General features: G+C 43.0%; 20 protein-coding genes. 10 read left to right on the top strand and 10 right to left on the bottom strand.

The genetic code is table 11. From position 1 onward, the window contains the following. Positions 1-10: 10 nt before the first annotated feature. From EYA81_RS16130 to EYA81_RS16090, 8 genes are all read left to right on the top strand, one after another. Positions 11-1,240 carry an efflux RND transporter periplasmic adaptor subunit gene (locus EYA81_RS16130; RefSeq protein ID WP_117966547.1) on the top strand — a complete coding sequence of 410 codons (1,230 nt, stop codon included), beginning with the start codon at positions 11-13 and terminating at the stop codon, positions 1,238-1,240. Between the two features lie 16 nt (positions 1,241-1,256). Beyond that, positions 1,257-2,003, top strand: a complete 747-nt coding sequence (locus tag EYA81_RS16125; RefSeq protein WP_005828066.1) for an ABC transporter ATP-binding protein — start codon at positions 1,257-1,259, stop codon at positions 2,001-2,003. A gap of 53 nt (positions 2,004-2,056) precedes the next feature. Further along, entirely contained in the window at positions 2,057-3,277 is a 1,221-nt protein-coding gene (locus tag EYA81_RS16120; protein WP_117966550.1) for an ABC transporter permease, read from the top strand. Positions 3,278-3,523: 246 nt separating this feature from the next. Continuing rightward, entirely contained in the window at positions 3,524-4,591 is a 1,068-nt protein-coding gene (locus tag EYA81_RS16115) for a sensor histidine kinase (RefSeq protein WP_117966553.1), read from the top strand. Further along, positions 4,588-5,289 (top strand): LytTR family DNA-binding domain-containing protein, encoded by a 702-nt coding sequence (locus EYA81_RS16110; RefSeq protein WP_117600602.1) that lies wholly within the window; start codon positions 4,588-4,590, stop codon positions 5,287-5,289. The genes EYA81_RS16115 and EYA81_RS16110 overlap by 4 nt, the downstream gene beginning before the upstream one ends. Before the next feature lie 336 nt (positions 5,290-5,625). Continuing rightward, positions 5,626-6,798 carry a phage integrase SAM-like domain-containing protein gene (locus EYA81_RS16105; RefSeq protein WP_117974792.1) on the top strand — a complete coding sequence of 391 codons (1,173 nt, stop codon included), beginning with the start codon at positions 5,626-5,628 and terminating at the stop codon, positions 6,796-6,798. 514 nt (positions 6,799-7,312) lie between these two features. After that, positions 7,313-7,495, top strand: a complete 183-nt coding sequence (locus EYA81_RS16095; RefSeq protein ID WP_117589094.1) for a hypothetical protein — start codon at positions 7,313-7,315, stop codon at positions 7,493-7,495. 43 nt (positions 7,496-7,538) lie between these two features. After that, on the top strand, positions 7,539-7,943 hold the full coding sequence (locus EYA81_RS16090) for a DUF5053 domain-containing protein (RefSeq protein WP_117974790.1): 405 nt from the start codon (positions 7,539-7,541) through the stop codon (positions 7,941-7,943). Between the two features lie 69 nt (positions 7,944-8,012). Here EYA81_RS16090 and EYA81_RS16085 read toward each other — a convergent pair whose 3' ends face one another. The 6 genes from EYA81_RS16085 to EYA81_RS16060 all read right to left on the bottom strand — a co-directional run bounded on the left by EYA81_RS16085 (position 8,013) and on the right by EYA81_RS16060 (position 12,011). Continuing rightward, complete coding sequence (locus tag EYA81_RS16085) at positions 8,013-8,294, bottom strand: hypothetical protein (RefSeq protein ID WP_005837084.1); 282 nt, start codon at positions 8,292-8,294, stop codon at positions 8,013-8,015. A gap of 212 nt (positions 8,295-8,506) precedes the next feature. Beyond that, the gene (locus tag EYA81_RS16080; RefSeq protein ID WP_008664637.1) at positions 8,507-8,833 is read right to left on the bottom strand and encodes a hypothetical protein; all 327 of its coding nucleotides are present in this window, start codon (positions 8,831-8,833) and stop codon (positions 8,507-8,509) included. A gap of 710 nt (positions 8,834-9,543) precedes the next feature. Next, positions 9,544-10,623 carry a competence protein CoiA family protein gene (locus EYA81_RS16075; protein ID WP_117720826.1) on the bottom strand — a complete coding sequence of 360 codons (1,080 nt, stop codon included), beginning with the start codon at positions 10,621-10,623 and terminating at the stop codon, positions 9,544-9,546. A gap of 42 nt (positions 10,624-10,665) precedes the next feature. After that, entirely contained in the window at positions 10,666-11,091 is a 426-nt protein-coding gene (locus tag EYA81_RS16070; protein ID WP_117720827.1) for a GIY-YIG nuclease family protein, read from the bottom strand. Further along, positions 11,075-11,761: a hypothetical protein gene (locus tag EYA81_RS16065; protein WP_117720828.1), complete on the bottom strand. Its 687-nt coding sequence runs from the start codon at positions 11,759-11,761 to the stop codon at positions 11,075-11,077. The genes EYA81_RS16070 and EYA81_RS16065 overlap by 17 nt, the downstream gene beginning before the upstream one ends. Before the next feature lie 10 nt (positions 11,762-11,771). Further along, entirely contained in the window at positions 11,772-12,011 is a 240-nt protein-coding gene (locus EYA81_RS16060; protein ID WP_117958694.1) for a hypothetical protein, read from the bottom strand. Positions 12,012-12,152: 141 nt separating this feature from the next. Between EYA81_RS16060 and EYA81_RS16055 the strand changes: the two genes are divergently transcribed. After that, positions 12,153-13,433 carry a DUF3440 domain-containing protein gene (locus EYA81_RS16055; RefSeq protein WP_117974788.1) on the top strand — a complete coding sequence of 427 codons (1,281 nt, stop codon included), beginning with the start codon at positions 12,153-12,155 and terminating at the stop codon, positions 13,431-13,433. A 79-nt stretch (positions 13,434-13,512) separates the two neighbouring features. Here the strand turns inward: EYA81_RS16055 and EYA81_RS19360 are convergent, their stop codons facing one another. From EYA81_RS19360 to EYA81_RS16030, 4 genes are all read right to left on the bottom strand, one after another. After that, positions 13,513-14,043 (bottom strand): hypothetical protein, encoded by a 531-nt coding sequence (locus tag EYA81_RS19360; protein WP_171030430.1) that lies wholly within the window; start codon positions 14,041-14,043, stop codon positions 13,513-13,515. Continuing rightward, complete coding sequence (locus tag EYA81_RS16040; protein WP_117974786.1) at positions 14,033-14,557, bottom strand: glycoside hydrolase family 108 protein; 525 nt, start codon at positions 14,555-14,557, stop codon at positions 14,033-14,035. The genes EYA81_RS19360 and EYA81_RS16040 overlap by 11 nt, the downstream gene beginning before the upstream one ends. A 124-nt stretch (positions 14,558-14,681) precedes the next feature. Further along, positions 14,682-15,296 carry a hypothetical protein gene (locus EYA81_RS16035; protein WP_117974784.1) on the bottom strand — a complete coding sequence of 205 codons (615 nt, stop codon included), beginning with the start codon at positions 15,294-15,296 and terminating at the stop codon, positions 14,682-14,684. Positions 15,297-16,039: 743 nt separating this feature from the next. Continuing rightward, complete coding sequence (locus EYA81_RS16030) at positions 16,040-16,633, bottom strand: master DNA invertase Mpi family serine-type recombinase (RefSeq protein WP_117974782.1); 594 nt, start codon at positions 16,631-16,633, stop codon at positions 16,040-16,042. A gap of 74 nt (positions 16,634-16,707) precedes the next feature. Here EYA81_RS16030 and EYA81_RS16025 point away from each other — a divergent pair, with 74 nt between their 5' ends. Then, a complete protein-coding gene (locus EYA81_RS16025) occupies positions 16,708-17,265 on the top strand; it encodes a hypothetical protein (RefSeq protein ID WP_131226069.1) in 558 nt (185 codons plus the stop codon). The last annotated feature ends 86 nt before the right edge of the window (positions 17,266-17,351 follow it).

Below are 17,351 nucleotides of genomic sequence, written 5' to 3'. Positions count from 1 at the left end.
CCTTATATATATGAACAAAAAAAGAATCATCCTCATTGCCATAGCTGCCGTTGTCATAGTGGGCGGCGGCGTATGGCTCTTCGGTGGTGCCAAGGCCAAGCACAAGGTGACCTACGCCACAGCAACCATCCATAAAGGCGAGATTTCCGAATCCGTAACCGCCACGGGAACCATCGAACCGGTGACGGAAGTGGAAGTGGGTACCCAGGTGAGCGGTATCATTGACAAGATTCATGTAGACTACAATTCTGTAGTAACCAAAGGCCAGCTCATTGCCGAGATGGACCGCGTGACACTGCAAAGCGAACTCGCTTCGCAACGCGCCGCCTACAACGGTGCAAAGGCCGAATACGAGTACCAGAAGAAACTCTACGAACGCAACAAGACGCTGAACGAAAAGCAGCTCATCGCCGCCACGGACTATGAGCAGTCCGTCTATAATTATGAGAAGGCCAAGAGCAACTACGAAAGCAGCCAGGCATCTTTGGCAAAGGCGGAACGCAACCTCTCCTACGCCACTATCACCTCTCCCATCGACGGCGTGGTCATCAGCCGCGACGTGGAAGCAGGACAGACCGTAGCTTCCGGCTTCGAGACGCCGACACTGTTCACCATCGCTGCCGACCTGACGCAGATGCAGGTTGTGGCCGACGTGGATGAAGCCGACATAGGCGGTGTGGAAGAGGGACAGCGCGCCACGTTTACCGTAGACGCCTACCCGAATGACGTGTTCGAAGGAGTGGTCACACAAATCCGTCTAGGAGATGCCAGCTCAAGCAGCACGTCGAGCGCCAGCACCAGCACGGTTGTGACCTACGAAGTAGTCATCTCCGCCCACAACCCGGACCTGAAACTGAAACCACGCCTGACAGCTAACGTCACCATCTTCACCCTCGACCGCAAAGACGTACTGTGCGCTCCTGCCCGTGCCCTGCGCTTCAACCCCGAAAAACCGCTTATCGGAGACAACGATATTGTGAAGGATTGCGAAGGGGAGCATAAACTCTGGACCCGCGAAGGCAACACCTTTACCGCCCATCCGGTGAAAATCGGTATCTCCAACGGAGTCAACACGGAAATCATCAGCGGCATTAACGAAGGTACCGTAGTGGTGACCGAAGCCACCATCGGCAGCATGCCCGGCAGCGGCGCTCCGGACATGAGTCAGGAAGCTCCCGGCGGCGAGAAGAGTCCGTTCATGCCTGGCCCTCCGGGAAGTAAGAAGAAGAACGGAAAATAATACAAAGAAAAGAATTATGAATAAAGCAGTCATTGAACTTCAAAATATCAAACGCAACTTCCAGGTGGGGGACGAAACTGTACATGCCCTACGCGGCGTCTCGTTCACCATCCGTGAAGGTGAGTTTGTCACCATCATGGGTACATCGGGCTCCGGGAAGTCGACCTTGCTGAATACGCTCGGCTGCCTGGACACGCCCACCAGCGGAGAGTACCTGCTGGACGGCATCTCCGTACGCACCATGAGCAAGCCTCAACGTGCCGTATTGCGCAACCGTAAAATCGGGTTCGTATTCCAGAGCTACAACCTGTTGCCTAAAACCACTGCCGTGGAGAATGTAGAGCTACCGCTGATGTACAACTCCTCCGTCTCGGCTTCCGAAAGGCGGAGACGTGCCATCGAAGCCCTGCAAGCCGTGGGGCTGGGAGACCGGCTGGAACATAAATCCAATCAAATGTCCGGCGGTCAGATGCAACGCGTAGCCATCGCCCGCGCCTTGGTGAACAATCCCGCCGTTATCCTGGCAGACGAAGCCACGGGTAACCTGGACACCCGCACCTCTTTCGAGATTCTGGTACTGTTCCAAAAGCTGCATGCCGAAGGACGCACCATCATCTTCGTCACCCACAACCCCGAAATAGCCCAGTACAGCAGCCGCAACATCGTGCTGCGCGACGGACAAATCAAGGACGATACCATCAACACCCAAATCCAGAATGCAGCCGAAGCCCTGGCAGCATTGCCTAAACAAGAGGAGGAATGAGGGATAAGGGATTAAGGATTAGGGATTAATTTTAAACTTTCCATTAAAACGATATGAACGGAACAAACCTTTTCAAAATAGCCTTGCGAGCCTTGAACAACAACAAGCTGCGCGCATTCCTCACCATGCTGGGCATCATCATCGGTGTGGCGTCCGTCATCACGATGCTTGCCATCGGACAAGGTTCGAAGAAAAGCATCCAAGCGCAAATCTCCGAGATGGGCTCCAACATGATTATGATTCACCCCGGTGCCGACATGCGCGGCGGTGTCCGCCAAGACCCCAGCGCCATGCAGACACTGAAGCTGACCGACTATGAAGCTTTGCGTAATGAAACCAACTTCCTGGCTGCCGTCAGCCCCAATGTCTCCTCCAGCGGACAGCTCATCGCAGGCAACAACAACTACCCCTCCTCCGTGAGCGGCGTGGGCACGGACTATCTCGAAATCCGGCAGCTCAGCGTGGAGAACGGCGAGATGTTTACCGAAACCGACATACAGACCTCCGCCAAGGTGTGTGTCATCGGAAAGACCATCCAAGACAACCTTTTCCCCGGTGGAGAAGACCCCGTAGGACGTATCATACGTTTCAACCAAATTCCTTTCCGCGTGGTGGGCGTACTGAAATCTAAAGGCTACAACTCCATGGGCATGGACCAGGATGACGTCGTACTTGCCCCTTACAGCACCGTGATGAAACGCCTGCTGGCACAGACCTACCTTAGCGGCATCTTCGCCTCCGCCCTCACCGAGGACATGACGGACAATGCCACCGACGAAATCACCGAGATACTGCGCCGCAACCACAAGCTGAAGGAGAGTGACGATGACGACTTCACTATCCGCAGCCAGCAGGAGCTCAGCACCATGCTGAACTCCACTACCGACCTGATGACCACGCTGCTTGCCTGCATCGCCGGCATATCGCTCGTAGTGGGCGGCATCGGCATTATGAACATCATGTACGTATCGGTGACGGAGCGTACACGCGAAATCGGTCTGCGCATGAGTGTAGGCGCACGCGGTGTCGACATCTTGAGCCAGTTCCTTATCGAAGCCATCCTTATCAGCATCACCGGAGGCATCATCGGCGTCATCATAGGATGCGGAGCCAGCTGGATAGTGAAGAGCGTTGCCCACTGGCCCATCTTCATCCAGCCGTGGAGCGTATTCCTCTCCTTCGCCGTATGTACCGTCACCGGAGTGTTCTTCGGTTGGTATCCCGCCAAGAAAGCTGCCGACCTCGACCCGATAGAGGCCATACGCTACGAATAACATATCTCTCTCTTGCCAGAAGTTATCAAAACACGTCCTAAGTATTAAAGAAAAACTTTCTGCCAATAAAGAGAAAAGTTATGCCGAATTAAGGATAATGTCTATCCCAAGCTTTGGGATAGACATCCGCAAGCTTGGGATACATATCCGCAACCTGGAAACGCTTATCCGCAACCTGCGAACAGAGATTTGCTTCGCAGGCGGTGGATATTTCCAATATCCATCTAAAATCCGTATCTTTGTATTATGATGAAACAACAGCTCCCTAACCCACGCCACCGCGGCATCGAAACCCTGATACACATCATCGTCTGGGGTATCGTCATCGGTTTCCCCTTTCTGATGATGACACGCAGCGGCTTCAACATCAGCCTTGCGGACTATCTGCGCCACGGTAGCAGCAGTACCCTCTCGTTCTTCCTTGTATTCTACATCAACTACTGTCTCCTCATTCCCCGCTACTTGTTCGAAGGACGCATCCGGCAGTACCTCCTGCTGAACACACTGCTCATCATCTGCATTACCACCGGCGCCCACCTTTGGCAAGAATACACATTCCAGAACCATCTGCGCGGCGATGATGACGGTCAGCACATGGGTCCTCCCAAATGGATATTCATCTTGCGCGATGTATCGACCATGATTCTCACCGCCGGCCTCAGCGCTGCCATCAAGCTGAGCCGCCGCTGGGCGCAGATGGACGCCGCCCGCCGCGAAGCCGAGAAAAGCCGCACGGAAGCCGAGTTGAAGAACCTGCGCAACCAGCTCAACCCGCATTTTCTGCTCAATACGCTGAACAACATCTACGCCCTCATCGCCTTTGACACTGACAAGGCACAGACTGCCGTGCAGGAACTGAGCCGGTTGCTACGCCATGTGCTGTATGACAATCAGCAGAACTTCGTTACCCTAGACAAGGAGATGGACTTCATCCGCAACTACATCGAACTGATGCGCATCCGCCTCTCCGCCAACGTCCGTGTGGAAACGAAGATAGACGTCCGACCGGACAGCCGTACCGAAATAGCTCCGCTCATCTTTATTTCCCTCATAGAGAATGCCTTCAAACATGGCATCTCTCCCACCGAGCCCAGCTTTATCCGCATCCATTTCAGTGAAAGCCCCGGAGAGATATACTGTGAAATAACCAACAGTTACCATCCCAAAAGCATGGCGGACAAAAGCGGAAGCGGCATCGGTCTGGAGCAAGTGCGCAAACGCCTGGAGCTGACCTATCCCGGTCATTATGACTGGAAGCAAGGAGTGAGCGAAAACATGAAAAAGTATAAATCTGTTTTAATCATAAAGATATGAATCTGAAGTGTGCCATTGTAGACGACGAGCCCCTTGCTTTGGGGCTTCTGGAAAGCTACGTCAACAAAACCCCGTTTCTGGAGTTGGCCGGTAAATACTCCAGTGCCGTGCAAGCCATCAAGGAGTTGCCCGAAAAGCACATCGACCTGCTTTTCCTCGACATCCAGATGCCCGAACTGAACGGACTCGAATTTTCAAAGATGGTCGATTTCAATACCCGCATAGTCTTCACCACCGCCTTCGACCAATACGCCATAGACGGTTACAAAGTCAATGCGCTGGACTACTTGCTGAAACCCATCTCCTACATCGACTTTCTGCAGGCTGCCAACAAGGCTGTACAATGGTTCGAACTGCTGCAACAGCCAAAGGAAGAAATTCAGAGTATTTTCGTAAAGAGCGAGTATAAGCTGGTACAAATCGAACTAAGTAAAATTCTGTACATAGAGGGGCTGAAAGACTATCTTAAAATCTACGAGGAAGATTCCCCCAAGCCCATCTTGTCTTTAATGAGCATGAAGGCTATGGAGGAACTCCTGCCCACCTCGCGTTTCATGCGCGTTCACCGTTCCTACATTGTCCAAAAGGATAAAATACGTATTATAGACCGTGGTCGCATCGTATTCGGAAAGAATTACATCCCGATAAGCGACAGCTACAAACAAGCTTTTCAAGAATTTTTAGACCAAAGAAGCTAAAAAAATCGACCAATCCGTCGATAAAATCGGAAAAGCCGTCGATTTATTATAGAATCCTTTTGCAGATTAAAATATGTTTTTTTATCTTTGCGCTGAACAGATAGGAGTTGTGAAACTCCCCCAATAGAATAGTTTAGTTAAGTCTAGTTTAGTTTTTGTGTGAAGCACTTCCTCCGTAAGCGAACGTTGGAAGTGCTTTTATTTTAGGTGTATCAGGTACTTACGGAAAAAGCAGATTTCCATCACTTCGCAGCAGGTTGCAAAATTTGATTGTCGGACAATTGTCGGACAGTATTTTTTAATAACCAAATTGTCGCAACTTTATTAAACAAAAAGATGGCAACACTTAAACTTTGTATCGTACCAGCTAAAGTGCTTATCAACGGAAAGCACAAAGTAAGAATATCTCTGGCACACAACTCCGGTACCAGATACATTCCTACAAACTGTATCATCGATGACTTGTCCCAATTTAAAGATGGTCAAGTTATCAATCACCCCGAAGCTGCATCTATGAACATGAAGCTCCGGAACCTGCTCAACCATTACCAAAAAGTCATAGACAACATCTATGATGTGGATGTATATTCATGTTCCGAACTCCGGGAAATCATCATCAAGAAGAAAGACCATACCAATGCCAAATTCTCCTCAGCTATGAATTCTTATCTATCTGAACTCGCAGAAGAGAAAAGAAGTAAATCAGAGAAGTTATATAGGCTATCCTGCCAGTCCTTCATTAAGTCACAAGGTGACTTATTACTTTCTATGATTACACCTCGGAATATAAAGCATTTCGAGATGGACCTTGAGGATAAGAGGTTATCCCCTACCACTATCAAAATATATCTGACATTACTCAAAGTGATTATCAACTATGCAAAGAAGCACAATATGGTAAAATATGAGATTGACCCTTTTGAGTTCTGCCGAATGCCATCCGCTAATATTCGTGAACTAGACCTTACTATTGACGAAGTAAAAGCTATCCGGGATATGGAAATTCCCAAATACAACATAGGTGTAGTACGCGACATATTTATGCTAAGTTATTACCTCGGTGGAATCAACCTTATAGATATGCTTGACATTGATTTCCGTAAAGATTGGATAGAATATTACCGACGGAAAACAAAGAGCAAGAAAAGCGGTGAAAGCAAAACCGCATTTTCAATCCAACCGGAAGCCAGAGAAATCATAAACAAATACATGCAAAAAAACGGAAAGCTTGTGTTTGGCAAGTACAAAACATTCGGGCAATGCTACTCCGTGGTATCACGTAAAATGGAAGAACTTGCCAAGATAGCTGGCATAAAGAAACATGTGATATATTATTCAGCCCGTAAATCATTCGTCCAGCACGGATTTGAATTAGGTATCTCCTTAGAAATACTTGAATACTGCATCGGCCAGTCGATGAAAACCAATAGACCAATATTCAACTATTTTAGGGTCATGCGAAAACATGCGGATGATGCAATGAGAAAAATCTTCGACAGTCTAAAGTGATTGTTCTTGGACGAAAGCTATTGCCTCGATAGTAGCTTCTTCCCTCTCCTTTTCTATGTCGGAGTTCAAGCGGTCTATTAAGTCCATATTTCCCGTCAGCGCGGTTTTCACACAATCGGAAAACGTGACTGTCAGCCGATAGTGACCGTAACCAATAAAGGACTTCGTGAGCTTCGGGAAGGATGATTCAGTTTTACCCATAACGCAACCGGATTAAGAATAAGAAGCGGAAAAAGAACGGTTCCGCTTTCCCGTTGCGTTACATATCTACTTACGTCGGATACAGGATGCCATTAAGCTATCTCACGGGGGTCGGAACCGTATATGAATAAGCTACTGGCAAAATCAATCACCAGTAGCCCAACGGTCAGGTTCTACCCGACGCAAATAAAAGTATGTAACGCACTGCAAATATGGAAAAAATATGCGAAATAACGAAAATAATTCATGCAATAGTTGTATAATAACCAAAAGATTATTATCTTTGTAATGTCAAATAACAAAAGTAATCAACATGAGTAACGAACAAATTAAAAAGGACCTGCTTATACAAAGAGCATTCCTCAAAAAAGAATTAGACCAGCTAAGGTTTATTGCCGAAGTTACCGGAACTAACCAAGAAAAAGAGATTGATAAAAGATTAGACCGATTACTGACAATCGACAAAATATTGAAAGAGTTAGAAAAAAAGAAGTAAAACAAAGTCCCTCTCTCCGGAGAGGGCACTAAAAAACAAATATATGACACTGAAAGATGAATTACTGGCATTAAAGCCACTACTTGGTACAGACTCTCCAGAGTTCTATACCAAAATGAGAGAAATAGCCGCCAAGTACAATTCGGAAGAAGATAAAAAAGCTATTGCAGATTTCGTATCAGAACGCTTACAGAACATTGATAGGAAACTGGACGTTATAGAAGAAAGTGCAATCAAATTGCAATTACAAGAAGTTGCCGAAATAGTTTCTCTAAGCTATCTTGCGAAAAAGTATTTCAACAAGAGCCGTTCGTGGTTATATCAGAGGTTAAATGGCAATCTGGTAAACGGGAAACCGGCACGCTTTACTAAAGAAGAATTACAGACATTCAACAATGCACTACAAGACATATCTCAAAAAATAGGCTCACTTAGTATCTCATATTGATACTCTGTTATTTGACACCATCCCCGTAGTTGAGCCGCTACGGGGATTTTTTACTGAAAAAGAAGCGATTCATTCAACTGTCCTTTCCACAATCTCCATCACTACATGGCTTGACTCCAACCAGAGCCAATACCACAGCCAAAGCATAATCCCACCCAACCAAACAAAAGCCACATCAATATAGTACAAATTTAATATCCTGCTAACCAATACACATAAGAGTTCTCCGCAAAGCACATAGGCAGCAACCATAGTAACAAGCTGGTCATTGGCAACAGTTATCAAAACCAGAATGCCTATAACGGGAAGAAGGGAAATACAATCAATTAGAAGTTGTTGTTTGTCATTCATAATACAATAGGGATTAGAATACAAATATAAACATTATTTTGTATAAAACAACCCTCTATAATAGGAATTTCTGACAAAAAAGAAACGAACTATTATTACAATATAAACAAAAAGAGCGACTATTCAGCCGCCCCTTTCGCATTAACGAGATAGACATAAAAGTATCTCAAATCATCTCTGTAGATGAATCCGAACCACTACAGAGTTTCCATTCATTCTACAGTTTCTCCTTTTTCATTCAGAAGTACCGTTACTTCTTCAGTGGATTGATTTTCCTTGGTGATGGTCAACACAACCTTATAAATCTTACCGGTTTCTTTCTCGGAAATGAAAGCCTCCTTTATTACAGCCCCCTCATAGTCCTTAGCCAAGACATTCATAACTGCCTGAGGCAAGTCTTTTACTTCCACTTTTGTGAACTCATCCTGAGGATTTTGCTGAGTTTGCTCTACAGACTGTGTTCCAGAAACCACGTAAGCAAATGCTACTGAACTGCCTAATCCCATAACCATTGCTAATGCTACCAATACTTTTTTCATAATCGTAAGTTTTAAGTAAATAAATATAGTTTTTGTATTAACTATAGGACAAACGATATGCCATGATGTACATCAGTACATAATACATTATACATCAGCATATTATAAAAACAAGAAGGAATAATTATGTGTGGAAATATGTGGAACTGAGTACCACACATGGGGAATAATTACACAATATGGATTACTTAATTCCTGGGAAATGGAACAAGACAGCTGAATAAGCTGCCCCTTCTATAAAACAGTCAACAAACAGACATTCACTAATCAAATGACATAAACATAAGCATAAATAACCCGGCTAAAGCCATAGCAAATGCAATTACCATATAAATTACTTTTTTCATAACTAATAATTTGGTTAAACACATATTTCCATCGCACGTTCAACAACGTACTCTTATCTCCGACAAAACCTCAGCCGCATAAAAGCTGAGGTCCAGCATGTTCCTTTCAATATCTACAATCAATTAGAGCACACAATGTTGGAACATTCTGTAAATCCAGTATAAAGAAACTGCAATGGCTGAAAGAAGGACTATACTAACACTATACACCGGATTCTACTATAAAGACAAATGTGTTTCTGAAATTCCCTACGTGATTTGAGGGAATTTTTATAAAAGAAAAGGCACGCAAACGAAAAAGCCCCGACATGTCATATACAAGGTATGAATTGTTACTGAAATATGAACAAAGGAAAAGGCAACTTATTGGGCTACCTTTCCTTTTATATAATCTATTCCCTCATTCCCCATACCTTTTTTCCAGATATTATATGTAATATATGATAAATAATCACAGTTTTCATTTATAATATTTTTATCAATACTGAACTCATTACATCTTAAAGCCTCACTGGATTTGCAATGCCTTTCAATACCTTTTTTCTTATACAAACAACATATCCTCTCGCTCGTATAATAATTCGTTTTATAATATTTACATAAGAAACAATTTCTCACATTTTCATAATTTTTATAGGCAATTACCCAACCAAAAGTCAAAGGATCTATAGTACGATTAGTATAATAATCGAATGTAATCTCAAATATAGCAGATGAATATCGATGGGTATATTCATTACAACTAATACGCTTATATAAACCTTTCATTGATTCTAATAATACGAATTTATTGAGTTGCATCCCACATGTTCTAGTAATCCCATCTTTACGCCTAAAATTATAAAACATTGTTGTTTCATCTTCTGAAATTATTCCATTTCTTATAATATCGTCTAATTCATATTCGGAGCTTAGAGCAACTTCAATAATACGCATCCCAGATTCTATCTTCTCCTTCTCACATTGATGTGAAACTAAAATCTCAATAAAAATAGGCTCATGTCTATTTTCAGAATCAGAAAGAAGTAAATCAGCCCGGAAACCTTTATATGTTTTTTCTCGAGTGATTACATTGTAATAATTCTTTAAGTTAAAAGATCGGCTCGATTTTTTCTCACAATAAGAAGTATAGTCATCATGATTCCATAGACAATGTTCAAAATTAGAGCATCTATCTTTTGTTCTAAAAGAGATATTTAATGCACTATCTGAATTAAACCACTCTTCAATTCTTTTCTTGGCAAGAGCATGAAGATAAGTTTCGTAGCTACAGTTTTGCGGTCTTATCTTATGAGCATAATGCTTTACTTTAATAGAACCTTCTTTTACAACCATTTCTCCTTTGCAATGAGGACATCGATATTCTATTCCTTTCTGAGCATTTCCAATACCAATGCAATTTTCATTCTTATCAAGAGCATACGTATATTTGAGTTCTGCCATATTAAAGAATCATGCTTTATTCAACAAAAGTCATATTCATTTTTATCTTTGAAAAATGGAATTATCAGTCGTCTGCACGTTGGCTAATAAGAATTCTTCTAAAGCGGCACATTCAAAAGCCGAATCAAATGGAACCGCAATAGCTGCAATATATTTAGGTGACGTGCTCCAATAAGGGCTTCTAACCCGGCATTTCCCTTCACCATCATAACAAAAATAACTTCCAAGCCTTCTGCCAATGGCAACGGATGATTTACCTATATATAGCACATTGTCCTTATCGTCCATAATCAAATAGACTCCAGGCCTATCGGCATATGGGTAGCATTGGGGCCAGCAGTTTTCCATATTCTCTTTCCCAGGAAACAAATCATACTTGTTACTAACTGAAAAACGTGTAAGACTTGGGTGACGATACTTCTCTTCGTATAATCTCACTAATTTTAAAACCTCATCTAATTTTGCCATTCTTGGTTACTCTGTTTTTTAAATCATCGAATCCCTTTTGCCAAAAACACATATCTACAACTTTCATTGATGGATAGTGGTAGTGAAGTTTTTCAGAAATATATCTTTGGCATTGCTGTATTGTATCTTTATTGCTCTGAGAACAATCAATTATCCGCTTTAATAATTCTTCGTCAAACTGCTTGCCTTGACAATGAAATGCCCGCTTAAACAAGTCATCCAATGCAGGAACACAGCCAATGGTTCCCAACATGATTTTAGTAATCAGAGTATCTGTCGCAGCAAGGTTTAAGGATGAAGTCTTATTTTCCGGTTTATAATATGTGATTTTACTGTAGTAATCTTTGAGCGCATTGTACAACTTCATTATTTGAGAAACATCATCCATTGTAAACCATTCTTTTCGTAGGGAATGAAATTTCCTTATTATGTTTACGGCATCCATATGAATCGTATAATCTTTCCAAAGTATTCCACAACTACCTCTATACATTCCCCAACTCGCTAAATAAAAAGCAAGGTGAAGAGATAAATAGTCTACTGAATCTAAATTACCGAATGCCGTATAGCAATATTCCCATGATTTAAAGCGATGATTTGAGTCTTGAACCATATTACTCAAATATTTTTCAACGCTACTTTTTTCTATGTCTAAAATAGGAAATGTCATTTCTATATAGTTAATTGTTTGACTCAATAAATTCCTTCAACCGATACAATCTATCAATGGCCGGATTGTAGAAAGCATCCGGATAGTGCTGCTTAATATCGCAGATATTCGCATTAACATACATAGAGGTGTCAAAAATATGTTCTGCCTCACTTAGCATCACCTCCTTGGGTAACTGGGTTGTCTGTGCCCATTCGATTATTGCCTTGACGGATTCCTCGTCATAGGAATATTTACTTTCTTCTGCCATAATTGCTATTTATGTTTTTATGAATTAGCCTGCACAAATATAGATAATTGAAGCCAATTACAAATGATATAGAAGCCGAAGTTATAGGAAATATTGAGGCTTTGCATTAATTTTGTCACTACTTATAATTTTTTACACCATATGAGCCCAAAGAATGTATATGAATTAATCCAGGAAAGACTGGAAGTGATTTTTAAAGAGTTCGACAATATATACATTTCCTTTTCAGGTGGAAAGGATAGCGGAGTGTTGCTGAACCTATGTCTGGACTATATGCGTAGGAACCGGCTGAAGCGCAGGATTGGAGTGTTCCACATGGACTATGAGATACAGTACAGTATGACCATTGACTATGTGGACCGGGTATTGGAGGCAAACAAGGACATGCTGGACGTGTACCGTGTCTGCGTGCCTTTCCGTGTAACGACCTGTACCTCCATGTACCAGAACTACTGGCGTCCCTGGGACGAAGCAAAAAAGGAAGCATGGGTCAGAGAAATGCCGGAGGACGCAATGACTGTAGACGATTTCCCTTTCTATAACCGCAGGATGTGGGACTATGAATTTCAGACAGAGTTTTCCCGTTGGCTCCATCAACGGAAAGCTGCACGGCGTACCTGCTGTCTGGTGGGCATACGTACCCAAGAAAGCTACAACCGTTGGCGCACAATCTATCGAGGTGTGAAAGAGCAATATAAGGATTACCAATGGAGCACGAAAATCGGTGAGGGTGTGTATAACCTATACCCACTGTTCGACTGGAAAACGGAGGATATATGGATTGCCAACGGCAAATTCCGATGGGATTACAATAAACTATACGACCTCTACTACCAAGCCGGGGTAAGCCTTGACCGGCAACGGGTGGCAAGTCCATTCATCAGTGAGGCCATTGAGAGCCTTGCCTTGTATAAAGTCATTGACCCCAATACTTGGGGACGGATGATAGGACGTGTAAACGGAGTCGGCTTTGCCGGACTTTACGGCAATACCCGTGCGGCAGGAAGGAGAGCGATACGTCTGCCGGATGGATATACCTGGAAGTCATTCATAGAATTCCTGCTTTCGACCCTGCCGGAACATACCAGGAGAAGATACCAGGCCAAGCTGGAAACCAGTATCAAATTTTGGAAGGAAAAGGGTGGAGTTCTCAGTGATGAAGTCATACAGAAGCTGAAAGACCGCAATATCCCCATCCAGGTAGGTGACAGCACCAACTATAGGACAGACAAGAAACCAGTACGAATGGACTACCTGGATGACATTGACATAGAAGAGTTCCGAGAAATTCCCACCTATAAGCGTATGTGTATATGTATCCTGCGTAACGACCATACCTGCAAGTATATGGGGTTCGCCCTAACCAAGGAGGAGAATGAAATGAAGAGCAATGCCTTGAAAAAATACAAGGATATTTTATAAATACTGCATTGTACAGTAAACATATAAAACTGCCCCGACTTTCGCAAGCCAGAGCAGTCCAATTTATAAATTTAAAGTCTTATGATGAAGATTGTCTGTTGCGCCAATGTTTTACTATCAGCATAACGACAATCAAAACGGTTACACAAACACAAGCAAAACCAATTTGTTTAAGCAAGGTGGATTCTTTTTTTTCTTTTATAGTTTCTGACCGTTTTTCCTCACGGGTATTGGAAATGGTTCTTTTATCAGCCTTGACACTCGTAGTATCGGCTACTACCGTCTGTCTATCCTCCTTCTTATTGAAATCACCTTCTACATGACCGTCAGCCAATAACGGAGATTTCCCGGTCAGGCTGTCGGGCGGTTTTCTTGTATCATAGATACGGAAATCAATCACATAGTTACCATTAGCGGTAATGAGTTCGCTCAAAGAGGTACTTGCCCCATGTACGATATCGACCGATTCACTCGTGCTGTCCTTTCTGATTACTTCTGCATCGGACTTGACAGTTTTATGAGAGCTGCCACATGATAACAATAGGAACAGACACATGAAAGGAGCCAGCAATATATGCCGGCTTACCCAGTTCATAACCTTAGCCAACATAGGCAATGTCATTTATACGGTTCATCCAGCCTCTCTTGAATTTATTGTTAGCCGGACGTTTCCTGCATATATCCTCAATGAAGTCGAACCGTGCAAGCTTAATCATGTCGAACAACTCACGCGGGTTCCTGGCATTCACCGCAGCAAGTGTCTTAGGACCTACTATTCCGTCCACAGTAACACCAAGCAAGCGTTGAGGTATCTTTATCCCATGCGCACCGGATGCCCACACCCAATCGACAAGGATATTAGCAACTGATTGCGATTTAATATCGTCAGCTTTCCATCTGTCCCAATAATGCGGCTTGAGCACCCGGTTAACGACATCCTCACGGGTAAGCAGACGCAGGTCATCCACGTCTATATCACCGTCACCGTCCTTGTCATAGCCGCATGATTTCCACGTGCCGATAGTCACACCCATATTCGTAGCCCCTCCCAAATCGTCAGGGTCATTTACAAAACCGCCTTCCCATTTGAGAATCCACGGCGCTAATTTATACACATTCGCCATTCTTATTTTCCTCCTTGATTTTTGGTTTTACATAAAAATACAATATATTTGCAAACGCCTTTGTTTAAACTTTAAGTTGTGTAGTATTAAGGGAAAGGGAGCCGTTGTGAAACACCTTCCTTTTTCATAATTTGACCTCCCTGAACTCCGGAAGGATGTACTGGATATTCACCGCCGCCTCATGCAATACTTTGTGAAGTTCGTCCTCACCCATCCCGGTATCATCAGTAAACTCACAAAAGATATTGCCAACCCAATCCTGGGAGGAATTGAGCCTCTTGATGGCAACACTGCGGCATCCGTTCGTCGAGAGTAATGATTTGACAACCCTATCCTTGACCTGGCTGTCAATATCCGAATAGAACATGAAAAGATTCTCCGCAAGGCTTTTCGCAAATACCGCCACCTCACTCATGGGAAGCGACTGGACATTCTCACGCATACCGGCAATGCCCTTACGCTTCACCTCGAACTGTATACTAAGGAACGCCACATGTCCCAAAGGATGAGGTTGGACGATATACACCCGGTCCGCTTTCGTTTCATAAAGAACCCTCCAAAGCTCACCGAATACCCTGGCCGAGTTCTCACTCCTACGGTAACTTTTCCTTTCCTCTTCTTTCTTGAAGTACTCCACTTTTAAATCCGTCATCTTGTTCTTAGTGTACTGGTTGTAGGCGAAATAGGCAGCCGCCAAAGTTCCGAGGGCGCTGACCATGTTTGCAATGTCTATTTCCATTTGTTTTTTTTAATATTAAAGGTTATATTTGCAACGTTTCATAAACAAATTTTATATAGCAGATTGTAATACGTCTTGCCTGCGACTGGTCGGACGTATTTTTCTTGTATCCTGCATATCTCGATAAAAATGAGTATCTTTGTTTCTCATAAACAATTTTTTAATTCGACTGTGTCCTGGTTTGTTCGTGAGAGCAAACCGGATGCGAAGCTTTATAAATCTGCGCAGGGAGTAAACTTCATACCGCAACATCATACTTCTCTCTAATTCCCTGCAAAAATTCCGTTCTACCGTGAGGTAGGACGGTTTTTTATATGAATGCCCCGTGTACGAAAAAAGCAAGGCATCATCAAATACACCAACATTCTACAATCACTGCCCCCAACCATTTATTTCATCCTTGTTTATATAAACATTAAAAACTATATTTGTACCGTTTTTTGAAAACTTATCTAATTTATAAAGTCCAATTACACCCTGCTTGTGACGAGTAGGGTGTAATATTTAGTAACCAACCATACAAACGTCCGACATTGTACAAATGTACATCAGACGAAATCAAACAAGTTGTTGAATTACAATTTTCCACTGACATCCCGTGACAGCAAAAGTAATTGCTTCCACAACCTTGAAAAAGGACATAAAAAAAGAGCTCGATGACAACATAAGTCGCCACTAAGCTCTTGGTATTTATATACATTTCTACAAGCAAATATAGGAATTTATATTTGAAATCCGATTACTTATTGCATCCTTTTTAAATGTTCATCCAATGTTTTAGGATTGCACTTCAACTTCCGGCAAATAACGGCTTTACTATAACCATATTCGAGCATAGTTCGGATAAGATTTTCCTTTCCAGTCAGCTTGTAATGCGTGTTTTTATCCCCCTTTTTTCGACCAAGTCGTATTCCTGCAGCTTTTCTGTAAGCAAGGGCCTCCTTGGTTCGCTGACTGATAAGGTCACGTTCAATTTCAGCGGATAAACCGAAAGCGAATGCCAATACCTTACTGTTGATGTTATTACCTAATTCGTAACGCTCCTTGACAGTAAGAACACAAGTTTCCTTAATCATACAGAGGTGAAGCATTGACATAATACCCATCAGGTTTCTTCCTAATCGGCTGATTTCTGTTATGATTAGAGTGTCGCCTTTCTTCATCCTCTTGAGAAGTGGACCTAATTTCCTATCATTAGCAATTTTGGTACCGGAAACCTTCTCGGACACCCATTTATCTATTACAAGTCCTTTTTCCGTTGCAAATTTCTGGACTTCGAACCTTTGGTTCTCGACTGTTTGTTTGTCAGTGCTAACCCTAATGTATGCGTAAACCATTTTTAGCCGTGAAGGTAGTCTTATTCAACAGCCTAACCAAAAAGGGTATTCTAATGACCCTCAAAAGTACAAGGATGATAGAGAAAGTAAAGTTATCAGAAGTGGCAACCGGTAATCCGGCATCACTTATTGGGTTAACATCCGGTCAAAGCTTGGCGCAAATGCCTATAGACCGTTTGCCAAAGACTGAGTATATCGCTATGGCATCGGGAACGGACAAATTACGATATACACAATTAAGGTATAGTACTACTTCAGGGGCAGGAAGCAGGATTCTTTTGATTGTCCCCATTTCCGGACTGACTGATAAAATGGATGCAGCCGGAGTCTTGGGTAGCCTATATGTGTTAAGAGCTGGAATGAACTACATGCCTATGATGGTAAAAGCCGATATAATGCTGTTCCGTTCCTCTTCATTCCTTGTTAATGATATGAATGTAATGGGAGCAAGTGCCGATGGTCCTGTAAACTTCAAATTGGGACATTGTACTTATGAAGGGCAGTTATATCTTGCGGTTAAATTCAATACGGAATTTTCTATAACAACTTGCTTTCAAGGATTCTACACGTCAGATTGTGTATTCCGTAACGTTCTTGAAGAGAATGTTACGGACTGGACAGACTTACTATGAAATAAGCGGAGGAAATTCTTTTAGCCGTATTAATAATCTGTAGAAATGCTCAGTAACTTTTACTTTTATTGTGCTCATTGCTGTCT

The sequence above is a fragment of the Bacteroides sp. A1C1 genome, from assembly GCF_004328515.1.
Classification (GTDB): Bacteria; Bacteroidota; Bacteroidia; order Bacteroidales; family Bacteroidaceae; genus Bacteroides; species Bacteroides uniformis.
The sequence above is the reverse complement of the archived record's forward strand: the minus strand, read 5'-3'. Positions and strand labels throughout refer to the sequence as shown.